Annotated in this window: 20 protein-coding genes, 1 pseudogene and 1 other annotated feature; of the genes and pseudogenes, 10 read left to right on the forward strand and 11 right to left on the reverse strand. The window is 59.4% G+C overall.

Features of this window, described 5'->3' with window-relative positions; genetic code table 11:
• Positions 1 to 264: 264 nt before the first annotated feature.
• The 3 genes from NLM33_RS41650 (at position 265) to NLM33_RS41660 (ending at position 3,812) form a co-directional block, all read left to right on the forward strand.
• A complete protein-coding gene (locus tag NLM33_RS41650) occupies positions 265 to 1,029 on the forward strand; it encodes a helix-turn-helix domain-containing protein (RefSeq protein ID WP_254104213.1) in 765 nt (254 codons plus the stop codon).
• Positions 1,026 to 2,183 (forward strand): acyl-CoA dehydrogenase family protein, encoded by a 1,158-nt coding sequence (locus NLM33_RS41655; protein WP_254104214.1) that lies wholly within the window; start codon positions 1,026 to 1,028, stop codon positions 2,181 to 2,183. The genes NLM33_RS41650 and NLM33_RS41655 overlap by 4 nt, the downstream gene beginning before the upstream one ends.
• A gap of 397 nt (positions 2,184 to 2,580) precedes the next feature.
• A protein-coding gene (locus NLM33_RS41660) for an IS3 family transposase (protein ID WP_254094988.1) occupies positions 2,581 to 3,812 on the forward strand; the annotation gives its coding sequence in 2 pieces (ribosomal slippage) (positions 2,581 to 2,872 and positions 2,872 to 3,812; 1,233 coding nt in all).
• Positions 2,865 to 2,981, forward strand: a sequence feature (AL1L pseudoknot). (Overlaps the previous gene by 117 nt.)
• Before the next feature lie 360 nt (positions 3,813 to 4,172).
• On the opposite strand, the gene NLM33_RS49425 is transcribed toward NLM33_RS41660, so the two are convergent.
• The 6 genes and pseudogenes from NLM33_RS49425 to NLM33_RS41685 all read right to left on the reverse strand — a co-directional run bounded on the left by NLM33_RS49425 (position 4,173) and on the right by NLM33_RS41685 (position 7,347).
• Positions 4,173 to 4,304 carry a hypothetical protein gene (locus tag NLM33_RS49425; RefSeq protein ID WP_256570590.1) on the reverse strand — a complete coding sequence of 44 codons (132 nt, stop codon included), beginning with the start codon at positions 4,302 to 4,304 and terminating at the stop codon, positions 4,173 to 4,175.
• Between the two features lie 426 nt (positions 4,305 to 4,730).
• A pseudogene (locus NLM33_RS41665) lies at positions 4,731 to 4,927 on the reverse strand (hypothetical protein); the annotation flags it as partial.
• A 490-nt stretch (positions 4,928 to 5,417) separates the two neighbouring features.
• Complete coding sequence (locus NLM33_RS41670) at positions 5,418 to 5,591, reverse strand: hypothetical protein (RefSeq protein WP_371930064.1); 174 nt, start codon at positions 5,589 to 5,591, stop codon at positions 5,418 to 5,420.
• 154 nt (positions 5,592 to 5,745) lie between these two features.
• Complete coding sequence (locus NLM33_RS41675; protein WP_254104215.1) at positions 5,746 to 5,925, reverse strand: hypothetical protein; 180 nt, start codon at positions 5,923 to 5,925, stop codon at positions 5,746 to 5,748.
• A 684-nt stretch (positions 5,926 to 6,609) separates the two neighbouring features.
• Positions 6,610 to 6,894 (reverse strand): DNA -binding domain-containing protein, encoded by a 285-nt coding sequence (locus NLM33_RS41680; protein ID WP_254104216.1) that lies wholly within the window; start codon positions 6,892 to 6,894, stop codon positions 6,610 to 6,612.
• A gap of 183 nt (positions 6,895 to 7,077) precedes the next feature.
• On the reverse strand, positions 7,078 to 7,347 hold the full coding sequence (locus NLM33_RS41685; protein ID WP_254104217.1) for a hypothetical protein: 270 nt from the start codon (positions 7,345 to 7,347) through the stop codon (positions 7,078 to 7,080).
• Positions 7,348 to 7,840: 493 nt separating this feature from the next.
• Here NLM33_RS41685 and NLM33_RS41690 point away from each other — a divergent pair, with 493 nt between their 5' ends.
• The 3 genes from NLM33_RS41690 (at position 7,841) to NLM33_RS41700 (ending at position 11,321) form a co-directional block, all read left to right on the forward strand.
• Positions 7,841 to 9,739 (forward strand): ParB N-terminal domain-containing protein, encoded by a 1,899-nt coding sequence (locus tag NLM33_RS41690; RefSeq protein ID WP_254104218.1) that lies wholly within the window; start codon positions 7,841 to 7,843, stop codon positions 9,737 to 9,739.
• A 135-nt stretch (positions 9,740 to 9,874) separates the two neighbouring features.
• A complete protein-coding gene (locus tag NLM33_RS41695; RefSeq protein WP_254104219.1) occupies positions 9,875 to 10,474 on the forward strand; it encodes a DUF6088 family protein in 600 nt (199 codons plus the stop codon).
• On the forward strand, positions 10,467 to 11,321 hold the full coding sequence (locus tag NLM33_RS41700) for a nucleotidyl transferase AbiEii/AbiGii toxin family protein (RefSeq protein WP_254104220.1): 855 nt from the start codon (positions 10,467 to 10,469) through the stop codon (positions 11,319 to 11,321). The genes NLM33_RS41695 and NLM33_RS41700 overlap by 8 nt, the downstream gene beginning before the upstream one ends.
• On the opposite strand, the gene NLM33_RS41705 is transcribed toward NLM33_RS41700, so the two are convergent.
• Both NLM33_RS41705 and NLM33_RS41710 read right to left on the reverse strand, forming a co-directional pair.
• On the reverse strand, positions 11,221 to 12,186 hold the full coding sequence (locus NLM33_RS41705) for a tetratricopeptide repeat protein (RefSeq protein ID WP_254104221.1): 966 nt from the start codon (positions 12,184 to 12,186) through the stop codon (positions 11,221 to 11,223). The two genes, NLM33_RS41700 and NLM33_RS41705, sit on opposite strands and share 101 nt — an antisense overlap.
• Before the next feature lie 36 nt (positions 12,187 to 12,222).
• Positions 12,223 to 12,714, reverse strand: coding sequence for a hypothetical protein (locus tag NLM33_RS41710; RefSeq protein ID WP_254104222.1), 492 nt, complete (start codon positions 12,712 to 12,714; stop codon positions 12,223 to 12,225).
• 236 nt (positions 12,715 to 12,950) lie between these two features.
• On the opposite strand from NLM33_RS41710, the gene NLM33_RS41715 reads away from it, so the two are divergent.
• Both NLM33_RS41715 and NLM33_RS41720 read left to right on the forward strand, forming a co-directional pair.
• On the forward strand, positions 12,951 to 13,556 hold the full coding sequence (locus tag NLM33_RS41715) for a tyrosine-type recombinase/integrase (protein WP_254104223.1): 606 nt from the start codon (positions 12,951 to 12,953) through the stop codon (positions 13,554 to 13,556).
• 95 nt (positions 13,557 to 13,651) lie between these two features.
• Positions 13,652 to 13,837: a hypothetical protein gene (locus NLM33_RS41720; protein WP_254104224.1), complete on the forward strand. Its 186-nt coding sequence runs from the start codon at positions 13,652 to 13,654 to the stop codon at positions 13,835 to 13,837.
• A gap of 91 nt (positions 13,838 to 13,928) precedes the next feature.
• Here NLM33_RS41720 and NLM33_RS41725 read toward each other — a convergent pair whose 3' ends face one another.
• Positions 13,929 to 14,855: a DUF4407 domain-containing protein gene (locus tag NLM33_RS41725; RefSeq protein ID WP_254104225.1), complete on the reverse strand. Its 927-nt coding sequence runs from the start codon at positions 14,853 to 14,855 to the stop codon at positions 13,929 to 13,931.
• Positions 14,856 to 15,577: 722 nt separating this feature from the next.
• On the opposite strand from NLM33_RS41725, the gene NLM33_RS41730 reads away from it, so the two are divergent.
• The gene (locus NLM33_RS41730; protein ID WP_254104226.1) at positions 15,578 to 17,125 is read left to right on the forward strand and encodes a type IV secretory system conjugative DNA transfer family protein; all 1,548 of its coding nucleotides are present in this window, start codon (positions 15,578 to 15,580) and stop codon (positions 17,123 to 17,125) included.
• Positions 17,126 to 17,128: 3 nt separating this feature from the next.
• Here NLM33_RS41730 and NLM33_RS41735 read toward each other — a convergent pair whose 3' ends face one another.
• Complete coding sequence (locus NLM33_RS41735; RefSeq protein WP_254104227.1) at positions 17,129 to 17,776, reverse strand: hypothetical protein; 648 nt, start codon at positions 17,774 to 17,776, stop codon at positions 17,129 to 17,131.
• A 112-nt stretch (positions 17,777 to 17,888) separates the two neighbouring features.
• Positions 17,889 to 21,335, reverse strand: a complete 3,447-nt coding sequence (locus tag NLM33_RS41740) for a tetratricopeptide repeat protein (RefSeq protein ID WP_254104228.1) — start codon at positions 21,333 to 21,335, stop codon at positions 17,889 to 17,891.
• 199 nt (positions 21,336 to 21,534) lie between these two features.
• Here NLM33_RS41740 and NLM33_RS41745 point away from each other — a divergent pair, with 199 nt between their 5' ends.
• On the forward strand, positions 21,535 to 21,897 hold the full coding sequence (locus NLM33_RS41745) for a hypothetical protein (RefSeq protein WP_254104229.1): 363 nt from the start codon (positions 21,535 to 21,537) through the stop codon (positions 21,895 to 21,897).
• Positions 21,898 to 21,935: the final 38 nt, after the last annotated feature.

Genomic DNA, 21,935 nt, shown 5'->3' on the forward strand with positions numbered 1-21,935 from the left:
GTGGCGGCGGAACCTGCTTGGCCGTCACGAGTGACACAGCTGTTTCGTTCCAATCGCTGATCACGTCTGCACAGACCGAAGTCGATATACATGACGCTGCGATTGCCAGAAGAACTGCCCTTTTGTGCATCGCATCCTCCACTCGCTTCATGGTCAGCGGGCGGCATGCCCGTCAACGCGGGCGGACTATGGCCGGGGACGATGAGCCCCGTTAGTCCAAAAACTGGAGCAGCACGCCCGCGCCACCTGGAGTATGATGCCGCCATGATGCGCTATGGCCAGTTCTGCCCGATCGCCAAAGCCGCCGAGATCGTCGCCGAGCGGTGGACTCCGCTCGTCGTGGCAGAGATGCTTTCCGGCAGCACGCATTTTAGCGATATCCGGCGCGGCGTTCCGCTGATGTCGCAGACGCTGCTATCGAAGCGGCTCAAGGAATTGGAACGCGTCGGCGTCGTCGAGCGCCGCGGCACCAACCCGCGGCGACCCGAATGGCATCTCACACAGGCCGGCCGCGCACTTGCGCCGGTCATTCAACATCTGGGCGAGTGGGGTCTTTGCTACGCGCAGGACCCACTTCAGGACGGCGACCTCGACGTAACCATTCTCACGTGGAATATCAGGCGGCGCGTCGATCCGAGCGTGTTCGGAGTGCGCCGCGTGACGGTTCAATTCGACTTCACCGACGCTCCGAAGGCAAAGCGCCGCTGGTGGATCGTCAACGATCGAGGGACTGTGGATCTCTGTCCGACTGACCCCGGCTTTCCGGTTGACGTTTACATCACAACGGATATCCGGACGATGGTCCACGTCTGGGTAGGCAAGCTCGCGCTCGGGAGGGCCATCAGCTCCGAACGGATGGAAGTTATCGGGCCGCGGAAGCTTCGCGAGCGATTAGGGGCGTGGTTCCTGTACAGCCCGATCAACATGAATGGGCTCTCAAATCCGCTCCTGACATCACCGCCAGGCAACGAGCAGGAGCGAGGCAAGCTGGTTCAAAAAACGAACGCAAGTGAGCCACGAATATCATGAGCGCAAACGCTGCTGGAGACGCGCGAGCCGCGGAGACTCGCACCGCGGTTGACGTCGCGCGCGAACTTGGGCCAATCTTGGCGCAACGCGCCAACGAAACGACAGATGAAGACCGGTTCATCGCCGACAATTTCACGCTGTTGAGATCAGCCGGCCTGGTCGAGGCTGGTGTCCCTGCCGAATTAGGCGGTGGTGGCGCCAGTATCGACGAGCTGGCGGAAATGTTGCGGACGTTGGGCTATCACTGCGGTTCGACGGCGCTCGCACTTTCTATGCATACCCATCCGGTCGCCACTGCCGCCTGGCGGTGGAAGCACCAAAAGGTCACCACGGTCGAAGCGCTGCTCAAGCGAATTGCAACAGAGCACATCCTGCTGGTTACCAGCGGCGGATCCGACTGGATCGCGGGTTCCGGCAAAGCTGAAAGGGTAGACGGAGGCTATCGCATAACAGGGCGTAAGGCGTTTGCGTCTTGCGTGCCGGTCGGCGACCTTTTCATGACCAGTGCCATCCTGGAAAATGAGGGCGAGCCACCAACGGTTCTTCACTTCGGTATCCCATTGAATTCTCCGCAGGTGAGGGTCCTCGACACTTGGCGTGCGCTAGGCATGCGCGGAACGGGCTCGCATGACCTGGTCATCGAGGGTCACATTGTCCCGGATTCTGCTATTGCCGCGCGGCGGAAGGCCGGCGAATGGGATCCGTTATTCGAAGTCATCGCGACAATCTCCATGCCGCTTATTTATTCTGTCTACCTTGGTGTCGCCGAAAGTGCGCGCGATATTGCGCTTTCTCTGGCAAAGCAGAAGCAAGTGACTCGTTACGTTCTCGAACGTGCCGGCCGCATGGACACGGAGCTGGCTGCCGCTCGTCTTGCGCACGAGTCGATGCTTGGAGCCGTCCGGCTCAATGCTCCGTCTGCCGACACGGTCAACAGAGTGATGATCGGCAAGCAACTTGTGACGCGACATGCGATAGGAGCCGTGGATTTTGCCATGGAGCTCGCCGGTGGTGTTGGGTTCTATCGCTTGGCGGGATTGGAGAGACGGTTTCGCGATATCCAGGCGGCACGCTATCATCCGCTAAAATCTGAGCCACAGATGGAATACGCCGGCGCGATCGCGCTAGGGCTGCCGGTCGACCGAATTTTCTGAGACGCTCGCGCCAGCATGATCTGATTTTGACGGTAGCTGTTCTTCTGTTCACGCGAGAGTCGAAGTCTGCTTCTGGGCCCTTCAGCGACCTCGGGAGATGTCCGCTTTTCCGCCGCTGTTGGGGGGGGACATCAGGCGGCCAGCCGCTTGATGAGTACGCGGCCTAGCAAAGCTAACAGTTGAGTGGAACTCCAGCCTTAAGCTGCTCCTTCACTACGACCGATGATCGGTTTGTGCAGGAAATGTCGCTCCGCGTTGAGATTTACAACAGGCTCTGTAGTCCAAAGGGACTCACTTTATCGCTCAACAACTTCGAGCCTAAGAGGCTGTTGGTGCGTGATCTGAGGTGAACCGCCACGGGTTTGCCGGAGGCTCCAACTCCTGAGAGGATGGAGCCATGACAAGCAAGACGACGAACAAGTTTTCACCCGAGGTCCGGGCTCGTGCGGTTCGGATGGTTCTGGATCATGCGAGCGAGCACCCGTCGCGGTGGGCGGCCGTGACCTCGATTGCGGCCAAGATCGGCTGCACACCGCAGACGCTGCACGACTGGGTCAAGAGGGACGAAGTCGATAGCGGACACCGGGCCGGCGTTCCGACCGACATGGCCGAGAAGCTGAAGGCGCTGGAGCGGGAGAACCGTGAGCTTCGGCAGGCGAATGAGATCCTGCGCAAGGCGAGCGCGTATTTTGCGATGGCGGAGCTCGACCGCCGGTCCAAGCCATGATCGCCTTCATCGACGATCATCGTGGGGCGCATGGGGTCGAGCCGATCTGCAAGGTCTTGCCGATCGCCCCTTCGACCTACCACGCCCATGTGGCCAGGCGGCGCGATCCTGCCAGGCTGTCGGCGCGCGCCAGGCAGGACGCTACCCTGAAGATCGAGGTTCGGCGGGTGTTCGATGAGAACTTCCGGGTCTATGGCGTGCGCAAGGTCTGGCGGCAGCTCGAGCGGGAAGGCTTCGATGTTGCCCGCTGCACGGTGGCGCGACTGATGCGGGACATGGGTTTGCAAGGAGTCATCCGCGGCAAACCCGTCAAGACCACGATCAGCGACAAGGCCGCGCCATGCCCGCTGGATCACGTCAACCGCCAGTTCAGGGCGCCAAGGCCGAACGTTCTTTGGCTCTCCGACTTCACCTATGTCGCGACCTGGACCGGCTTCGTCTACGTCGCCTTCGTCATCGATGCCTACGCCCGCAGGATCGTGGGGTGGCGGGTCTCGCGCACGGCGCATGCGGGCTTCGTGCTCGATGCGCTGGAACAGGCCCTGCACGATCGCCGGCCGGTCCATCGCGGCGGGCTCGTGCACCACAGCGACAGGGGCAGCCAATACGTCTCGATCAAATACACCGAGCGTCTGGCTGAAGCTGGTATCGAACCTTCTGTCGGCAGCGTCGGGGACTCCTATGACAACGCTCTCGCCGAAACCATCAACGGCCTCTACAAGGCCGAGGTGATCCATCGGCGCGGGCCATGGCGCAGCTTCGAGTCCGTCGAGTTCGCGACGCTGGAATGGGTGGACTGGTTCAACAACCGAAGGCTCCTCGAGCCCATCGGCAACATCCCGCCGGCCGAAGCCGAGCAACGCTACTACGCCATGCTGGAACAACCCGCCATGGCGGCATAACTTAAACCAAATTGCCTCCGGCAAACCCGGGGCGGTTCAGAGGCCAGCAAACTGGACCATTTTTGGCTAGAGTTTTCGCTGCCGAATCCCCTCGGCTGGGAGGAGCGTAACGACGATGAAGGCCTCAGATCAAAATCGGCGAGAGCAAGGACGAGGATTTCCGACTACGCTTTCTCGCCCTCGTCGAATTCGACGCTCGCGAGGCCGACGAGGCGGAGCCATGTGATGATGAAGTCGAGGACGTTGCCGATGTGGCAGAAGAAACGGCGGCATGAAACTCACGACGCTTGCCGAGCCACAGCTGGAATTCGGCACGGATACACACATTTGTCCCCGCACCGGGATCGAGCACTTGGGCGTCTACGACCAGCCGGACGAGTTGCGTCGGACTGAGCTGCGGATCGGGTGGTTGGTCGCGGAGAGGGCATAGACCTGCTCGACGAGTGGCTCGAGAAGTGTCGAAATGGGATCGAGCGCGAGCAAGGAGTCCAAGCTTCCACCCAACCCGATGGGGATGGAGGTCAGTGAACCGCACGCAAGGGCTGCTGCCGTCGCGAGGCGGGGTCTGAACGAAGCGTGGATCAAAGGTGCGAGCCGATGAATAAAAACCGGATATGAGGCGCAAGCGTCGGACGAGCGGGCGACACATTGCGAAGTCCAAATTCATCAAGGATGCGAAGCGTAGATCTTGCCCGAGGCGAATTGGTTGGCGATGAGATTGAGAATACGCCGTCGAGAAACACGCGGCTCCCCTTCTTGAGAACTGAACGTAGTCCCAGTTGGTCCAACTGTGAGATCTTCTGACCTCGTCAGCTTCTCGCAAGCTTGCCCTGCCAAGGTGCGAGCCTAGAACTTTGGATTGCGAGACAGTTGAGTGAGCGCCTTACGAAATGAACAGTCACTCAAAGCTCGATCTCGTTACGAGGGAGAAGGCGCGAGAGCGTTTGCCTTCCTATTACCCGGAATCAGGGCTAAGTGATACGGCGGCCGTTTGAAACGGCGTTGACGGACCTTTTTCTTGGTCCAGACGAAGGGCTCGGCTTGTCGTGGTACGCGCTGACGTAGGCATCTATGTGTTCGTGAAGCTGCTTGAGGCTTGTGAAGGAGGTGCCGCTATCGCTGCAGCATTGGCGGCGAAGAACCTCCGTCGAACCTCCTCCAGACCAACCGGTTCAAAATGAGCGCGATCTCCTCAAAGACGCTTCCTCGCAGTCGGCCAACGTATTCCGTGGCCAATGCTGATGATCGTCGCGCCCGCTCTCGTTTACCCTTTGTCACGGTAATCGCATCGGCGCTCACCCTGTTCAGTCCCGTTCTTGCTGCCCCTAAGACCAAATTCTGCGCTTCATTAGACGAGACGACAGCATCCTCATCTTTAGACTGCGTCCGGTGGTATTTCGCCTGCCACATGGGAGTGCCGTCTCCGAACCCAAAGCCCCCGTACGACCAATTGCCGTACCTCGAGCGCGCAAGGCTGCTCGCCGCCGCTACATTTCTGGTCGCCGAGACAACATGCGAACACTTCAGCTACGCCGAAGCCTGGTCTGCCCTGCAAGCTCACATGCAAGATCCGCCCGAGCCGTCACGCTGACCTCAGCCGCATCCTCAGGCGCTAACCTCGTCGGGTGTTGCCGCGAGGGCGATCGCGTTGCCCTGCGGCTTGCTCATTTTCGCCTTGCCATCAACGCCCGGAAGGCGGCCCATGCGCGGGATCAGCGCCTGGCGCCTCGGGTAGTACTTCGCGATCAGCCAGGCGATTGATGCGCCGGACAACTTCATTGGTCTGCTCGATCAACGGCGCCTGATCTTGGCCGACCGGTACGGTGCTCTCTCGCTGGATGGCTGGGACAGCCGCATAACCTACTTCCTGGTGCGTCAGCCGGACGCGAGCCTGCCGGATGACACGCGGTGAATTGAGGAATGGGCTAGAGCCCTAATAGTACAGACCGCGCCAGACCATCGCGCGGCGGATGTTTGCGAGCGACGTAAGTACGGCGTCTCTCTCGCACGTGCCGGCCTCGAATTCCGCCAGAGCGTGCCGCATGTTGCCGTCCAGATTGCACAGCTCGTCACGCGTCAGATGCATCAGTTCGGTTATCGTCCAGAGCAGCATCGTTTCCTCCATCGCTGGACCGCGCCAATCGCGGCCGTCTGACGGAGGCCATTGCGACGGACGAGGCGGGCGCACCTTGGGCGGGAGCGAAGCGGACGAGCGCAACGCGCTTGCGCCCATCAGCCGAGGCCGGTGCGAAAAGGCCGGAGAAGCACGCGTGGCGTGGTCAATGGATGGAACTGACGCGCTCGGGACGGCTCAACAATTGATATAACCTAACGTCTGAACGGACGGCGGAGGGTCACCGAGACGGAAATGCGAGCGGATAGCGAGATATCCGGCTCCAAGTTGATGATCCGTGACGTCGCAAGCCCAGACAACATTTCATGGGCGCGCCGGCTGCGCCGGGCAGGTTCTATGCCGCCCGCTTTCGCGGGCGGCATAGAGCCCCCGAAGGAAGCCGGGGTCTCGGCCTTTCAGGTAACGCCCCTTCGCGCAAGACCTGATGAGCTCCGCGCCGGAGGCACTCGCTGAAAGGGCTCGCCTTCCTCCTACGCCAAGGCTTCGGAGGACAGGTCGGCGAACGCTATCACTGCCCATCCAGACGGGTGCCTTTTTAAACCGGTCGCGTCGCACCACTCGTCCCGCGTGCCGCCTGCGGCGTCGCTATGCTCACGCGGTCCGGGTGCCATTTCAGGTGGGCGATGCGCCTCTGGCGCACGCCGGTCGGCACTTCGTGCCGCATCAATTCAGGCTTGATCCGTCACTGCGCAGGAGATGACGGTAGCCATGCTCGCTCATCCACCGGGCGCGGGCCAGATGGCTGTCATAGGCCAGCCTTGCACGATCAGGTTCACGGTCCGGATCGATGCGCAGGACGACCTTTGTGACCTCCTGCCAGTCGGCACCTTCTCTATTGGCGTCGAGGAGGCGCCAGTAGGTGACCAGATGTTCCCAGTCGTAGGGTGTCAGGATTGATTCCGTTGGCGCCGTATCGGCGATATTTGGATCGGGGGCCAGCCTTTTCATAGTACCTCACGCCAATTCAGATGATCATCTATCGTCGAAGTCATCGCACAACCGGCGGACAGTACCGATGTCATGGCTCCCGTCTAGTCTCCCAGAAACGTGTATAATGTGATGCGCCCGGTGCATCAAAACCTTTGTATTTCCTGCGTCGCATGAGTGCACCTTAAGCATCCGCCAGTGCGGCTAATGCTGACGAGCCTCAACGGTTGCGCCCATGTCTTCGACCTGGTCGAGAAGCCTTAAATAATTTCGCAAGGTCGCGGTCACCTCTTGGATGAACTCTTCGCGATCATCGTCGTCCGTAATCAGATAGAGAACTTGAGCGAGCGTGCCGACCGCTTTCAGGAAAGCATCGCCACCATCCTCACCAGACGATCGCAGAATTTCGTCGGCAAGATCGAATGTATAACGCAAATTCCTGGTTATGCGTTGCTCGACTTCATCATCAGTCATCACTGCCCTTTGTCTCAGGACCTGGAATTGTGGGCGGGCGATCGAATCTCGGCAACATCGATAATCGGGAGGCGCATCGCTCTTCCGTGAACAGGCGACTTCTTCCCGGTCGCACGTGATTGGGGCGGGCTGATGGCGTTGCAACCTGCGCGGTTATGCATCGCGTGATGCATGGGGCGCATCACGGAAGCCGGCGGAGAAGATGAATCTATCCGAGGTGCGCTACGCGCGCTTTTTCTTTTCCCCAAGCATTCTTTCGCCGCTGCCGCGGCCAGCACTTAGGGCTCCGCCCTCGGCGCGGCGCAAGGGCAGGCCCTGAAGGGTTTTGGCTCCCCCGCGTGCATTTTTGAAGACTTTTGCGGCGCGGCGCCCCCAAAAAAGTTGCTGCGCAACTTCCTTCACCCTTGCGCCTTGCACACCCGCTGCTCGCCGCGAGGCAGGGGTTTTGGCGGCTCTTTGCCGCGCACAACCCCAGCCACGAAGGAAAAACACCATGAGCAGCAGAAAGACCGTTCCCGCCGAAGCCCGCAACATCGTGATGGTGCCGCTCGGCAAATTGAAGAAGTCGCCGAAGAATGTGCGGAAAGTCCCGCATACCGATGGTGAGATCGCGGCGCTGGCCGCCAGCATCGCATCCGTCGGCATGCTGCAATTTCCGGTGATCGAGCCGGAGCTTGGCCCGAAGCACAAGCCGACCGGCAATTTTCTGGTCAATGCCGGTGAGGGCCGACGCCTTGCGCAGTTACTGCGGGCCAAGCGCAAGGAAATCGCGAAGGACGAGCCGATCCCCTGCGTGATCGATACCGAGCACAGCGCGACCGAGATAAGCCTCGCCGAAAACACCATCCGCAGCAACATGCATCCGGCCGACGAGTTCGAAGCCTTTGCCGAGCTGAACCAGAAGGAAGGCATGAGCCCCGAGGACATCGCGGGCCGCTATGGCGTCACCGCTGCCGTCGTCAAGCAGCGGTTGAAGTTGGGAGCCGTCAGCCCCTCCCTGCTCACGCTCTACCGCGAAGGCGAAATGAACCTCGATCAATTGACGGCCTTCGCCATCACCGACGATCATGTGCGGCAGGAACAGGTCTGGGCCGAACTCGGCTGGGACAAGAGCCGTCAGGCCATCCTGTGGGCACTGACCGAGGGACAGGTCGCGGCGGACGATCGGCGCGTAAGCTTTATCGGTCTTGAAGCTTATGAGGCAGCGGGTGGCACCGTCATCCGCGATCTGTTCGATGAGGACGATGGTGGGTACCTCACCGATGCGCCCCTGCTCACCCGCCTTGTGCGCGAGAAGCTTCAGCGCCTCGCCGAAACCGTCATGGCTGAAGGCTGGAAGTGGGTTCAGGTGGATGTCGAGTATGACTATCAGCGTACGGCCAGCATGGCGACCATCGATACCGTGCCAAGGCCGCTCAGCGACGAGGAACAGCAGCAGTTCACCGCCTTGCAGGAGGAGCTTGAGCGGATCAGCAATGAAGCCGAAGAAAACGGCGAGGCGGAAGACACCTACGCCGAAATCGAGCGGCTGGAGGCCGAGATCGCCAAGTTCTCCGAGGAAACGTTCCTTCCCGAGGGCATCGCCCGCGCCGGTGCGTTCGTCGCCTTGGGCAATAACGGCGAGGCCCGTATCGAACGCGGCTATCTGCGACCGGAGGACGTCAAGATCAAGGAAGGTGAGGGCGGCGCGGACGGTAAGCCCGCCTCGCAGACCGCCAAGGAGGCGGATGGTCTGTCGGCGGCGCTCACGGCCGAGCTGACCGCGCACCGCACGGCGGCCCTGCAAAACGATCTGGCGCAGGCTCCCGACCTCGCGCTGATCGCGGTCACGCACGCGCTAACGGCCAAGGCCTTCTATCGCTTTGCGGACGTATCGTGCCTTGGGCTTTCGCTGAACGAAGCTTCGCTCTCAGGCGCGGCATCGGATATCGCGGACAGCATCGCGGGTAAGGCCATTGCCGAGCGCCACGCTGCATGGGAAGCGCGGATGCCGGAGAGTGGCGAGGCGCTCTGGGCGTTTGTCGCTTCCCTCGCCATGAACGAGTTGCTGGCCCTGCTCGCTCATTGCGCCTCGCTGTCGCTCGATGCGGTGCAGCGGCCCGGTTCGCATTCGCGTGGGGCCGCGCTAACCCATGCGGACACGCTGGCAAAGGCCATGCCGCATGACATGACGCGCTACTGGCAGCCGACCGTCGCCAATTATCTCGGCCGCGTCAGCAAGGAGCGCATCCTTGAAGCCGTTCGCGAGGCCAGGGGAGAGGACGAGGCCCGGCACATCGCCGGTCTCAAGAAGCAGGCGATGGCCGAACTTGCCGAGCAGAGTCTGAGCGGCGAGAACTGGCTGCCGCCCCTGCTCAGACCAGCACCGAGCGCCGAGCAGGCCGATGCCTGATCGCAAGGGAGAGCCGCCGTTCGCGGCTCTCCTTCTTCGCGGCTCAATATTCAAGCCATTGATTTTGCTTGAGTAATCACAATATCGTTGTCTTTTGTCAGAAATCGCTGTATGTTATCTGACAGGAGAATTGCCATGCAAACCGTTGCTGCGCGCGTCATCGAACACGCCAACTCACAGCCGGAAGGTGCCTTGATCAGCGCCAAAGAACTTCTGCATCTTGGCAGCCGGGCGGCCATCGATCAGGCTCTCAAGCGGCTCGAATACGAAAAGGAGCTCATGCGCCTGGGCCGGGGCCTTTATGTGCTGCCCGTCAAGACGCGGTTCGGCACGCGTGCGCCTGCGCCGGAAAAGGTGGTTGAGCGCCTTGCCGCAAGCCGTGCGGAAACCATCGTTCCGCACGGAGCGGCTGCCGCTAACCGCCTCGGTCTTACAACCCAGGTGCCGACCAAACTGGTCTATTTGACCTCGGGCCGAAACCGTCACTTCAAACTGGGTGCGCAAACGGTCGAGCTTCAGCACGCGCCGCAATGGATGCTGTTGCCGACGCAGCCGTCAGCCGGGCAGGCCGTGCGAGCGCTTGCGTGGCTGGGACAAAAACGTGCGGCCGAGGCCCTCACTGTGCTGAAACAGAAATTACCCGAAAGCACCTTGCAGGAGCTGGTCGCCCTGCGACCCGCTCTGCCCGGCTGGATGTCGAGATCGATCAGCCAGAAGTTGGTGGCCAATGGCTGACCAGCAGCACGAATCCTATCTGGCGCTCTCGCGCGATGATCGTCTTGCAGCGCTGGGTGTCGCCTCGACCGCCTCAGGACGACCGGCCCATCTGCTCGAAAAAGATATCTGGGTGGTCTGGGCGATCGAGGCGCTGTTTGGATCGCCGCTGGGTGGGCACCTCGTCTTCAAGGGCGGTACGTCCCTTTCCAAAGGCTATGGTATCATTCAGCGATTCTCGGAGGATATCGATCTCACCTACGATGTACGGCAAATCATTCCCGATCTGGCGACCGGTAACCCGCCCATCCCGGCGAATAACAGCCAGGCCAACAAGTGGACCAAGCTGGCGCGCGAGCGCCTGAAAGTCTGGGTCAAGGATAGTGCGCTTCCCGTCTTGCAAGACCATGCGAAGGCAACGGGCGCCAATGTCACCTTTCGGGTCGAGGACGATGTCATCTTTATCGATTATGACCAGCTCGCCCAAGGCACCGGCTACGTTGCACCCCATGTGAAACTCGAATTCGGGGCGCGCTCGACCGGCGAACCGGCCGAAAGCCGCGCCATCACCTGTGATGCCGGGAATTTCGTGTCGGGCGTTATCTTTCCGAAAGCGACGCCGCGCATCATGCTACCCAAGCGCACCTTTTGGGAAAAGGCCACCGCCGTCCATGTCTTCTGCCTGCAAGGCATTGAAGGTGATCGGCTCTCGCGTCATTGGCACGATCTTGTCCGGCTCGATGATGCCGGTATCGCCGAAGAAGCGCTCAAGGATACGGCCATGGCCAGAGAAGTCGCCGACTGGAAGGCCAAATTCTTTCGCGCGCGTGACCGCGACGGCAAATGCCGTTTGCCGCCGCCTTCGTGAACCACGCACGCGCCTTGTCCATGTCTTTAGGCACGCCAAGGCCGGCCGCATACATCAGACCAACTCCGTATTGGGCATTGCCGTAGCCAGCGTTCGCCGCCGCCATAGACCACCGCATTGCCTCTGCGTAGTCCTTTTTTGTGCCGATGCCATTCATATACATGGTCCCGATCATGTATTGCGCCTCAGGAACACTTTGTTCGGCCGCCTTCTGAAACCAGGGAAAGGCCGCAGCCTCGTCTTTCGCGACACCGCGCCCATTCAGGTACATAAGACCCAGGGCCATCTCAGCGTACTTGTCATTATGTGCGGCGGATTTCAGGTACCATTGCTGCGCCTTGGCGTAATCGACGGCGGTACCCTGGCCACGCTCGTACATATGGCCGAGCTGATATTCAGCATCGCTATTGTCCTGCTCCGCCGCCTTTGCGAACCAGCTCATGGCTTGCGCGTTATCGGCAGCAACTCCTTGTCCGTTCAGGTATAGATTGCCAATGCTCGCCTGCGCGCCGGCATGGCCCTGTGCTGCGGCGCGCTGATACCAATCTATGGCCTGCCTGTAGTCCTGGGGAACGCCGATGCCGTTCTCATAGCAAGCGGCAACGAATGCTTGAGCCCACGGCATCCCGCGCTCCGCCAACGGACGCAAGTACTTCTGTGCCTGCGCGTAATCATGCCGGGCTAGCGCGTCCTGGCCTTTTCTGGCTAGCTCCCGGAGTTGCGGATCTTCCTGAGCGCTGACCGATTGAGCCTGTGCCAAGGGTGGGCCCGATAGTGCAAGCCCGCTCATCAACAACAAAACGGCGCAAAACCGGTTACGTTGACGCGCCAAGCGCGACTTGCCTAGCGATACTTGTTTCAGCATTTGAGTTTTCCAAAATGAGAGCGCAGCTTCATGACGTCACCGGCATTCCGCACGGCCACTTTTCTCGTCCAGATCCGTCTTGATGACCCAGCCCTGCGTGGCGTGCGCGGCATCGCCTTGCGTGCGCGCCTTCTGCCAGCTGGTGCCGCTGTTCGTCTTCACGATGTCGGGTAATACGATAAGAGACTTGAATAGGACGGCCGTGCGCGCGTCCTCCACGCCGTCGGTTTTGAATCGAACAAGGTCCACCACACAATGCGGATTGGATGCCACCACTTGGTCACCCGTCGCATTGAATGCGGCAGCTGTGACGTGCTTCGTGAGCTTCCAAACTGCGCCGTAGAAGGATTCGAGCGGATCGAGCCAGGCCGGTCGCTGCGCTCCGGAGAAAGCGAGATACATCTCGGCGCACATCACGACGGTAAGGCCGAAGCCAAACCAAAAGCCGATTAACCGCCCGAAAAAATAGAGATCGGTAAACGAGAACGACGGACGCGTGCGTTCGGTCTCTGAATCCCCCTTCGACATCAACCCACTCCGTCAATCTGCGTGCGCGATAAGACGGGATAAATGTCGAATTGCTGGGCCTTCGATGAAACAGAATGGCCGATAGTGTTTCAGTCTGACGGAAAAGCCTTGAAATTGACTGAGAAGAACCGCTAGACTCTACGGCGAATTTTCTGCCGATTGCACGTTCTTCGCAGATTTACAGGGGACTCTCGTGCTGCACCTCTATCGGCCATTTTGTTGCAGCCGAGGCGACCATGCACCACTCCCCCCATCAAAGTGGCAGTCTGTTCGGTCCAGGCGGTAGCCGGAAATACCTGAACGTTTTTGAGCTTCGCCGCTTCGTCGCGGCGGCCCTTCGGGCGCCGCCCAAAATACGCCTCTTTTGCCTCCTGCTGCGCTGGACCGGTGCCCGCATATCCGAGGTGCTGGCGCTGGTGCCGAGGTCAATCGACTACGAGGCCGGCGTTGTAAGCATCGTCACTCTGAAGCGACGGAAACCCGGCATTGTCCGGCAGGTCCCCATCCCGCCCTGGCTCGTCACTGAGCTGACGTCCGTTTTCAAACTGAAGTCGGCGCAGCGCGACCCCCATCTTGCCGCCAGGCGGCTTTGGCGATGGAGTCGCACGACGGCCTGGCGCTACGTGAAGGCGATCATGATCCAGGCCGGTATCGTCGGAATGCAGGCAATGCCGAAAGGCCTGCGGCATGGTTTCGGTGTCGGCGCTATCCGGGCAAAAGTGCCATTGACCCTTCTCCAGCGCTGGCTTGGCCACGCCTCGCTCCGCAGTACGGCTGTCTATCTCGACGTGTCCGGCGCCGAAGAGCAAGAAATCGCGCGCCGCATGTGGCGAGGCTTGTAGGGACGAGAAAGCCTTGAATTGAGCCGGCTTTTACGAAACGTTTCGCCCTCCATCTCGCTTCAAAAGGATACTCTTGATGCGGAAGGAGCACAAACATGCGCAACGATCCCCAACACGAAATCTGGAATCCGTTCTGCGAACTGGTTGATGGACTTTCATCCAAGGAGCGTGCTGACAGTGAAAGGTCTCGCGCCTGGGCTTACTATCTCAACGGAGGTGGAGGCGAACCTCGATACTTTGACTATGAGGGCTGGCTTAAGATGCAGGAGCGCTCGCGGTGAACGCGTGGCGGCCCTTCGTAGTCAAAGGAAAACCGAGCGCGGCCATAAGGTCGCGCTCGGAGTCCTTCGGTCATACTACAGCTCCTAGAACTCAAGGAGCCGTTCGATGGTCTCGGTAGCTTCCATCATCAATCCCAGGAACTGGACTTGGTCTCGATGCAAGCGCGCGAACTCGCTCTGCTGGGTTGGTATCCTGCGCCTTCTTGTCGGCCGCCGCAGCCTTCATCTCGTAATCTTGCAAGGCGGCCGACGTCTTCGAGTAAGCAGTCTCGACACTAGCCTTCTGCGGACCCCGGCTCTGACGAATTGCTGTCCGCACATTAGCGACCTCTTGGGTCCGCGAAGACTCGGCATTCTTTCTGATGGAGTCTGCGTCGTCAGAGGCGCGCTTGGCCGCATCGCGATCGGATCGTAAACCTTGGTCAAAGGTGGACGTATGCTCCGCGACGATGGCAGCGTTCTTCTCGGCAGAAAGTGCCGTCAGACGTGCGGAAACCTCGGGTGCAAACAACGTCTGACCGGCGATCGTTCCGAGCACGACCGCAACCGTCAGGCCGACAATCGCGCGGAACGTAATCGCCACGAACCACGCGATGTCTTCCATGCCAAAACTTAGCTGCGCGCCGGCCTTGATGACTTCCTGCTTGCCGGCGTAGTAGAGGCCGCGAACATGCAGGAATGCGTCGATCCTTTGGAACAGGAAGGTGAGGCCGCCGCCCAGCATGACATGGACCGGACTTACGGCCCCCGCTTCGCCGAACACAGTATGCAGGGCGATCGTGAAAATGCCGAACAGGTAGAGCAGCAGCGCAAGCTCCGCCAGTCCGCGATTGCACTGGGTCGTAACATCGCTTTCGTCGGCGAAGCGTTCAAGCAAGGCCGGCCGCAAGCCGACGATGCCGGTTTGAAACTTCTCCTTCCGCCCCAGCCTGATGGGCTTCGAAGGTTGAGAGCGAAGAGAACTGTTCTGCAATGAGCCCATTCCGCTAGGGGGAGGGCCGAAGGGATCGTAAGTCATGTATGGTTCTCCAGATTAGATGCGAAAGACACGAGGGGTTCCTTCCGGCGTCCGAAGGCGGACGTCGGCAGATCTCGTTGAAGGGCCTGTTGGGGCCCGGCTTACAGAAGAGGTCGCTTACTTGGCGGGCGGTGGCACACGGGCAGCACTGCCGCCGGGCCAGGCCAGGACTGGGTAGGAGTGGATCAGCCGCAGGGTGCGGAATTCCCGGCACGCATTCAGGTGACCGGCGTAACCGTTCGGACGGAAAGAATGCCGGAGGACGCCAGAGCGGATGGGGCGGTTCAGTACACGTGCTGCACGGTCGGTAATCCGACCAAAGAACGCCAGAAGCGTGTCGTTACGGCTGGTTTGTCGGAGCATTTCGTCCTCGTCTGAAAAATCTCAGAGGACGATCATGCGCACGACGAAGCGCGGAATTCGCGCCGTAAGGGGCGCGGAGCTGCACAAGCGCAGCGCGGAAGCGAGCGGCTTTGACGGCGCCGCGCGCGTCGGCAGAACCGGGCGGAGAGAGGACGCACCCGGGCGGCGATGAAGGATCGAAGCGAAACAGGACACGCCAACCAGACGGTTCGCCGCGTTAACCAGGGATTACTCACGGGACTTCAGACGCAGTAATCACCGCTGTGGAATCACTCGTAAGGATCGGGCATTGCCGAACATTCCAAACACCGTGCGGCTCGCACACGCTATCGAAAGCCTTCTCAGCACAGGAGGTAGCGATGATCGACTTCTTCAAGAGCGAACGGCAGAAGTATCGAACGAGGCTAAGTGATGCGCAGCTTGGCAGATACCCGTCGCTTTCGGGCTTTGATGCGCGCAGCGCCGAGCTTTACGGACAGGCCTTGCCGCGCGGCGTATTGCTCCCGCGGCTCGAGCGGGACCGCGAGCGCATGACCTTCTGGATGTCGCCCTCACAGTTGCTCGGCTATCGTTTTCGATTAGGACAGATCATACTTGGCAAGCTTGCCAGCACGTATCTCGGACATCTCGACGATCGGCCCATCGTGACCATCGGGGGAGCGCGTGCCGGCAAGACCTCGACGGTGCTGGAGCCAAATCTCTATCTCTATCCCGGCTCGATGCTGGTGCTCGATCCCAAGGGCGAGCTCGCACGCACGGCGCGCTTCCGCCGGGCGATGGGACATAATGTGTATGTGCTTGACCCGTTCGGTCAGTCAGGCGAGCCGAGCGCCTGCTTCAACCCCCTTGCGGAACTCGATCCGCATGATCTCAATTTGGTGGATGACGTCATCTCGATCGCCAATGCGCTGGTGCCGGATGATGGCGATGCCCGGGCGAAGCACTGGAACGACAGTGCCCGCATGCTGCTGGTAGGCCTCATTCTATGCACGCTGACGCTTCCGCGAAGCGAACGCAACCTCGTGACGGTGCGCGAGCTTCTGTGTCTGACGTATGCGCCGCTGCTGCGGGCGGCAACCGCTGCCGCTGACCGCGCTTTTGCCGAGGCATCGCTTCAAGGAAAGCAGCAGTATTTCGATCGGAACAGCTTTGCGATCAAAGAATTGCTGGATCGAATGGCCGGGATGGGCGGCCGGTTCGGCGGCATCCCTGCCGCGATCGGTCAGCGCTTCAAACAAACGCCGCAGCAAGAGCGAGGCTCCATATTCAGCACGGCGGCGACTCACACGGATTTCCTCGACAGCCTGCCCTTGCGGGCCACCCTGGGGCGATCTGACTTCCGGCTCTCCACATTGCGCGGCGACCGGCCGGCGACGATCTTTATGTGCTTGCCGGTCGGCCGAATGGAGCGCCACGCGCGCTGGATGCGGATCATTGTTCAACTCACTTGCACCGTGCTTGAAAGCTTTGGCTCGTACCCGCGTGATCTGCTGCCGATTCTGTTTCTGATGGAAGAGTTCGCTGTGCTTGGCCACATGGACTTCATGGAACGCGCGGCGGCGTACTTCCCGGGCTTTGGCGTCAAGTTATGGGTGGTGCTGCAGGACATCACACAGTTACAGCGCCACTACAACAAAGGATGGGAGACCTTTCTTGGCAACTCTGGATTGGTTCAGCTTTTCGCGAACGGCGACCAGGAGACGCTACGCTATGCGGCAGACCGGCTTGAAAAGCTGATCGAACCGTCCGAGCTGCGTTCTGCTTTCATGCGCGAGCGGTTCAGCCAGCTACTGCTGATGCAGGGCATGCCCCCGGCGGCTGCACTTCGGCTCGGGCACGAGGACGTAGATATGATCCGCGCTCGGGCCGAGGCCGCAATCAGGCCCTCTATTGCCAGTGCATCATAACGGCTAATAGGCCGCCGGGGACATGACTTCCCGGCGGTCCCAAAGCTGCTCGATGGCAACCGTCAGATCCGCGATCAGTATCTCGGGCGTGTGGTCATTCACATCAAGCCGGTTTGCGGTCATTAGTTCGACAAAGCGCGTTCCGACGACCGCGCAGATATTCATCTGATCGGCCGTATCCGGCACTTCGAGAAGCTCCGGATGATTCTCGCCGAATTCTTCCGCGAAGAACACATCCTGCCCGTCGATAATCATGCAATCAGGCCGGATTTCGACGCTATGGCGAGCCTTGATCTTGAAGCAAAGCACAAGCCAGTTGGTCAGACCGATTGCTGTAAGCCCCAAAAGACCGGGGCCAGAGAAGAGCGCATCGACCGAAGAAACTTGCCAGCTGGCTGCGGCCGTCACTGCACTGCAGATGGCGACGCGCCATAATCTCAAGGGCACACCGAGATTGAGATCGCTGTACTGGATAAGGACCCCGCCCTCCGGCGTCAGCATGCGGGTATAGCCGTTGAAAGGGCTACGCCGCACACCTGAGTGCGCGTTCACCCAAAACGGGGCCGGGGCCGCCGCGCCGTAGCGTTCAATGTCATTCGCCAGCTGCGGATCAAATTCGACGGATCGCGGCGTAAAACCTACCTTGGTCATGCTCTAAGATAGCATCGCGACGCGCGTTTTCGAACAAGGGTATCGCCGGTTTCCCAGACATTCCCGCGCAAGACGATGGCTTTCAGAAGGTAGGCTCTCCTGGCACCAATTCCTACTGCTGGAGATGCGCCAGCGCGATCCTGATATCGAAGTAGCCCATATCGGCTTTGTCCGCATCGTCCAGCGCGCGTACGAGCATCGCCTTACATTGATCTTTTCCGCCCTGCAACAGCATCCATCGAGCCAAAAAATACCACGGTCCCCACGGGTCCGGGTCGGTCCGTTGCAGCGCTTCGCCAGGCGTCAACTGGCCGGCAAACAGCGAAACGACAGGACCGAATTCGTCCGATACTTTGGTGCGCTTAATATTCTTCTTAAGTTCTTCCTGTGCCCCCGCAGCATCCGCGACCGCTCGCAACAAGAATAGTCGCAGGGCAACATCGGGGGATTTTATGCCCCGCTCTAGGGCCAGCCGGTAATCACTTAGAGCGAGGTCGGCGTTTCCAAGTTCTTCGCGCGCTTTGCCTCGCTGTTGCAGAACCAAGCTGGCAAACGGATCAACCTTGAGCGCCTCATCATAATCTGCGATCGCCCGCACATAGTCGCCGGAAGCGTAGAAAGTATCGCCGCGGTCGCTCCAAGCTATGGCGCTGCGTTGATCCCGCCGAATGAGGCTCGAAAAGTCGGAGCTAGCATTGGTGAAGTCTCCGAGCGCCCGATATGCGATGGCGCGCTTTCGAATTAGGTCCGTTGGAGGATCAGACCTGTCTCCAACGATAGCGTTGTATTCCCTTACTTCGTTCGCATAGTCGCGCTTGTCGGCGAATATGCCCGCTCGCATCATATGCGCTTGCCAGCTTGAGATGCCGTCGTATTCTGGCAGCACCTTTGCAAGATCTTCGATGGCTTGGTCGGGCTCATCCCGGACGTGAAGTCGTCCGATCTCTAGCAGCGCAGTTGCGAGTGGCCAGCCGCGTGGATGGAGCGCAAGTGCAGACTTGAAGTCAGCAAGAGCCTTGGATGGGTCGTTCATCTCATAATATCTGCCGCGCCCCAGATAGGCCGCGATCAGGTCGTCACCACAATTAATCGCCCTGTTGTAGTCGACCAACGCCGCTTGCGCATCCCGGCGCTCTTCGAGGAGTCGCGCGCGATCGAGAAAGATTCGCGTGCGGCATCCTGCGCTTTCTAAAGCCTCTTGATATCTTTCGAGAGCCTCGTTTGATTGACCGATGGCAGCGGAAATCTGAGCGCCCAGCCAATAAATTTGGGCCAAAGCGAAACGATCGAGCTTCTCTTTGACGCTCGCGACTGGGTACAACGCCTCTCGCAAACACTCGCTTTTCGCGATGGCCAAACATTTCCAAAGTCTCGCCGTACTAATATCGATGGCGTCTTCGCCTAGCTGTTCTGACTGATCAAGATCGTCCTTGGCACCGCGATCCCCAAGCGCCAGCCGGGCCAGCCCTCGGCCCAGATAACCCTGTGGCTTCCGGGGTCGTTGCCGTACGGCCTCGTTGAAGTCTGCGACCGCAGCAGCGAATTCTCCCTTACTGAGATATGCAGTCCCTCGGGCCAGGGATATCAACGGAAGGGCCTGATCGACTCGAGAAGCCTCTTGGATCTGCCCTAGAGCATCATCGGCTCTCGCCAGGGAGATATACGACACACCAATGCCAGCGTAGGCCGTCGCAGTCTGCCTATTCGTTCGCAGCGTTGTTTCAAACTCGGCAACCGCAGCATCGAATTGATACGCGGCCATGTGCGCCACGGCGAGAAAATATCGAATGCTTGATCGGTTGATTTGATCACTACCATCGTTTTCGATGGCACTTTTGAAGTCACTGAGCGCTTCTTCGACCCTGTTTAGTTGGAGGTGGACGATGCCGCGATTAACCCAAGCTGGCGTGAATTTCGAGTCGGCTTTGATAGCTTCGCTAAAGTAGGTCTGGGCGCGCTCGTATTCACCTTGATCGGCGGCGATCACGCCGAGGCCATTGAACGGATAGGCTCGTCTTATTGCGGACTTAAGGGCCAGATTGTAGTCAATCGTTGCAAGATCAGTTTTGCCTTGAAGAGAGAACGCGTACCCGCGGTTAAACAAGGCGGCCGCGAAATTTGGGGCAGCCTCGATGGCTCGGCTAAAATTCGCAATCGCACGGTCAAGGTCCGGGTGTTCTCGCTGGAAGTAGATGACGCCAAGATTGTTTGAGGGAATGGGAGAGCTTTTGTCTGCCGCGATCGCCCTCTCGTAGTAGGAAATAGCTTCAGCCGACTCGCCCTGTTGCTCCAATGCATAACCCAGGTCGCTGTAATCCAAGGCCGTCGGGTCGTTCGCGATCACCTGCTGGAATTCGGTGCTGGCTCGGGTGAAGTCGCCGTTCTGGTTTGCGAGTCGACCGAGCTGGCGGTGAACGTCGGCTGCAGCTTTGCCTGCGCTGAAACCATTCTTGACCCTGTCTTCAATGATCGACTGGATCATTTGACCGGCATCGGCTGTCTTTGCATCAAGCCTCAGTTTATCTACCTGCATCAAGCGCGGATCGATGGCTATGCTCACTGGGGCAACCACCCCGTACCAGGTATAGTTCGGCGTCAAATCGCGCCACATCTTGGGATCGGTGACCGCGGCATATGGTTTAGCGTACGACAAGCTCTTCAGGAAGTCCGTTACCCGCGAGGTCGTTGCTTGGGCTTGCGGCGTGGGCAGCTGGCGGCGCCGTTCGGAAAGTAGATAGGCTGTAACCGGGATCACAATGACGAGAACGACGCTCGTCAAAAGGACGGCTGATATAGCGATCAGGTACGGCTTCAGACGAGACCCGTGAGCAGGGCTCTTCGCAACTGGACCACCCGGTGCCGCAACTTCCGCAGCCAAAATGGTCTGGCTCGGAATCGGAGGTGGGGCTGGAGTAAACCCTATCGGGGCAGAAGCAGCCTCCGCATCCACTGCTGCTGGGGAAGCAAGCTGATCGGGAGGAAGCCTATCAACCTCGTTGGCTTGTTCGACATCGCTCCGACTTGATTCCGAGTCGGCGGGCTTTAGCGGGGCGGATTCCGCGGCCGACGCCGCGTTGTCGGTGGCCGGCTCGTCGGATTCATTTCGAATTCGCTTTTGTGCGGCCTCGAGAAAGGGGACCCAGGTGGTGATATCCTCCTTGAAAGGCGCGGGATCCCGATAGATTTCGAGATCCTTCAGAAATGTATGGATATGGCCAATGTGTTTGAGATCGATCGCGATACGGGGCGCGTTGCCAAGGTAAGCATTGCCGTTCCCACCGAAGCCGAAGAGATAGTAGTATGGTCCCACTTTATGCGGGTTCATAATTTTCGGTCGGCTTCCCGGGAGATCTTTTCGAGTTTCCGCGTATTCGAGAAGCCGCTTCTTCGTAAGGGAGGAATCTATGGCTGCGCGAAAGTTGAGGGCTTCAATGGTACGGTTGACCTCATCGCGCACGTCGCTCATGGGTTTCGAATTCAGGTCGACTTTTTTGGTCACCTCAGCCTTGGCGGCCGTTTGAAACGCGCTTGACCCTTCGTCAGCGGAATTCTCGCCCATCACGAATCCTAAGCCTTACCTTGCGCGGGTCTTTTACAGGCAAAAGTGGTGCCGGGGGATAGCCACACGTTTTTAAGCCTACAAACCCTTCCAGCCGTCGCTCCGTAACCAATTGAAAATATTATGAAAGTAATTTCAATAGTTGTGATAACTATAATTACACGTTTAAATTGTAAATTGGCATTGAAAGAGGTTTGGCGTGAAAACGGACAGAATTGAGCAAACGACAGAGTTAGCGACTGGCGTCGTCGTCTACGAAAATTACTTCCGTGAGAGAGAACGGCATCGTCTGGCGACCGAAGGTCCGGCTCTCATTCACCGCGATCCTAGAACCGGAGCCGTGCTTGCCGAAGCATATCTCGAGGAAGGCAAGAGACACCGCACAGACGGACCGGCAGTAATCGAGCGAAATGCGAGTGGCGCGATCATTCGTGAAGTCTATTGTGTCAAAGGCGTGCTCCACCGAGATCCTCTTGAAGGACCGGCGCTGATCGAACGCAAGAGCCCGCACAATCCCGACCAGATTACCAGAGCGGAATACTATGTTATACTAATCCGCTGAGGTGGTGACTCACGGTGGGGCTTTCCAAATCAGCGGGT

Origin of the sequence: Bradyrhizobium sp. CCGUVB1N3 (assembly GCF_024199925.1) — a bacterium.
GTDB lineage: Bacteria > Pseudomonadota > Alphaproteobacteria > Rhizobiales > Xanthobacteraceae > Bradyrhizobium.

What these genes read in the sequence shown, in the direction of transcription:
- NLM33_RS41650 (WP_254104213.1), top strand. Translation starts at nt 265, where the DNA reads ATGATGCGCTATGGCCAGTTCTGCCCGATCGCCAAAGCCGCCGAGATC.
- NLM33_RS41655 (WP_254104214.1), top strand. Translation starts at nt 1,026, where the DNA reads ATGAGCGCAAACGCTGCTGGAGACGCGCGAGCCGCGGAGACTCGCACC.
- NLM33_RS41670 (WP_371930064.1), bottom strand. Translation starts at nt 5,591, where the DNA reads ATGAAGTTGTCCGGCGCATCAATCGCCTGGCTGATCGCGAAGTACTAC.
- NLM33_RS41675 (WP_254104215.1), bottom strand. Translation starts at nt 5,925, where the DNA reads ATGCTGCTCTGGACGATAACCGAACTGATGCATCTGACGCGTGACGAG.
- NLM33_RS41680 (WP_254104216.1), bottom strand. Translation starts at nt 6,894, where the DNA reads ATGAAAAGGCTGGCCCCCGATCCAAATATCGCCGATACGGCGCCAACG.
- NLM33_RS41685 (WP_254104217.1), bottom strand. Translation starts at nt 7,347, where the DNA reads ATGACTGATGATGAAGTCGAGCAACGCATAACCAGGAATTTGCGTTAT.
- NLM33_RS41690 (WP_254104218.1), top strand. Translation starts at nt 7,841, where the DNA reads ATGAGCAGCAGAAAGACCGTTCCCGCCGAAGCCCGCAACATCGTGATG.
- NLM33_RS41695 (WP_254104219.1), top strand. Translation starts at nt 9,875, where the DNA reads ATGCAAACCGTTGCTGCGCGCGTCATCGAACACGCCAACTCACAGCCG.
- NLM33_RS41700 (WP_254104220.1), top strand. Translation starts at nt 10,467, where the DNA reads ATGGCTGACCAGCAGCACGAATCCTATCTGGCGCTCTCGCGCGATGAT.
- NLM33_RS41705 (WP_254104221.1), bottom strand. Translation starts at nt 12,186, where the DNA reads ATGCTGAAACAAGTATCGCTAGGCAAGTCGCGCTTGGCGCGTCAACGT.
- NLM33_RS41710 (WP_254104222.1), bottom strand. Translation starts at nt 12,714, where the DNA reads ATGTCGAAGGGGGATTCAGAGACCGAACGCACGCGTCCGTCGTTCTCG.
- NLM33_RS41715 (WP_254104223.1), top strand. Translation starts at nt 12,951, where the DNA reads ATGCACCACTCCCCCCATCAAAGTGGCAGTCTGTTCGGTCCAGGCGGT.
- NLM33_RS41720 (WP_254104224.1), top strand. Translation starts at nt 13,652, where the DNA reads ATGCGCAACGATCCCCAACACGAAATCTGGAATCCGTTCTGCGAACTG.
- NLM33_RS41725 (WP_254104225.1), bottom strand. Translation starts at nt 14,855, where the DNA reads ATGACTTACGATCCCTTCGGCCCTCCCCCTAGCGGAATGGGCTCATTG.
- NLM33_RS41730 (WP_254104226.1), top strand. Translation starts at nt 15,578, where the DNA reads ATGATCGACTTCTTCAAGAGCGAACGGCAGAAGTATCGAACGAGGCTA.
- NLM33_RS41735 (WP_254104227.1), bottom strand. Translation starts at nt 17,776, where the DNA reads ATGACCAAGGTAGGTTTTACGCCGCGATCCGTCGAATTTGATCCGCAG.
- NLM33_RS41740 (WP_254104228.1), bottom strand. Translation starts at nt 21,335, where the DNA reads ATGGGCGAGAATTCCGCTGACGAAGGGTCAAGCGCGTTTCAAACGGCC.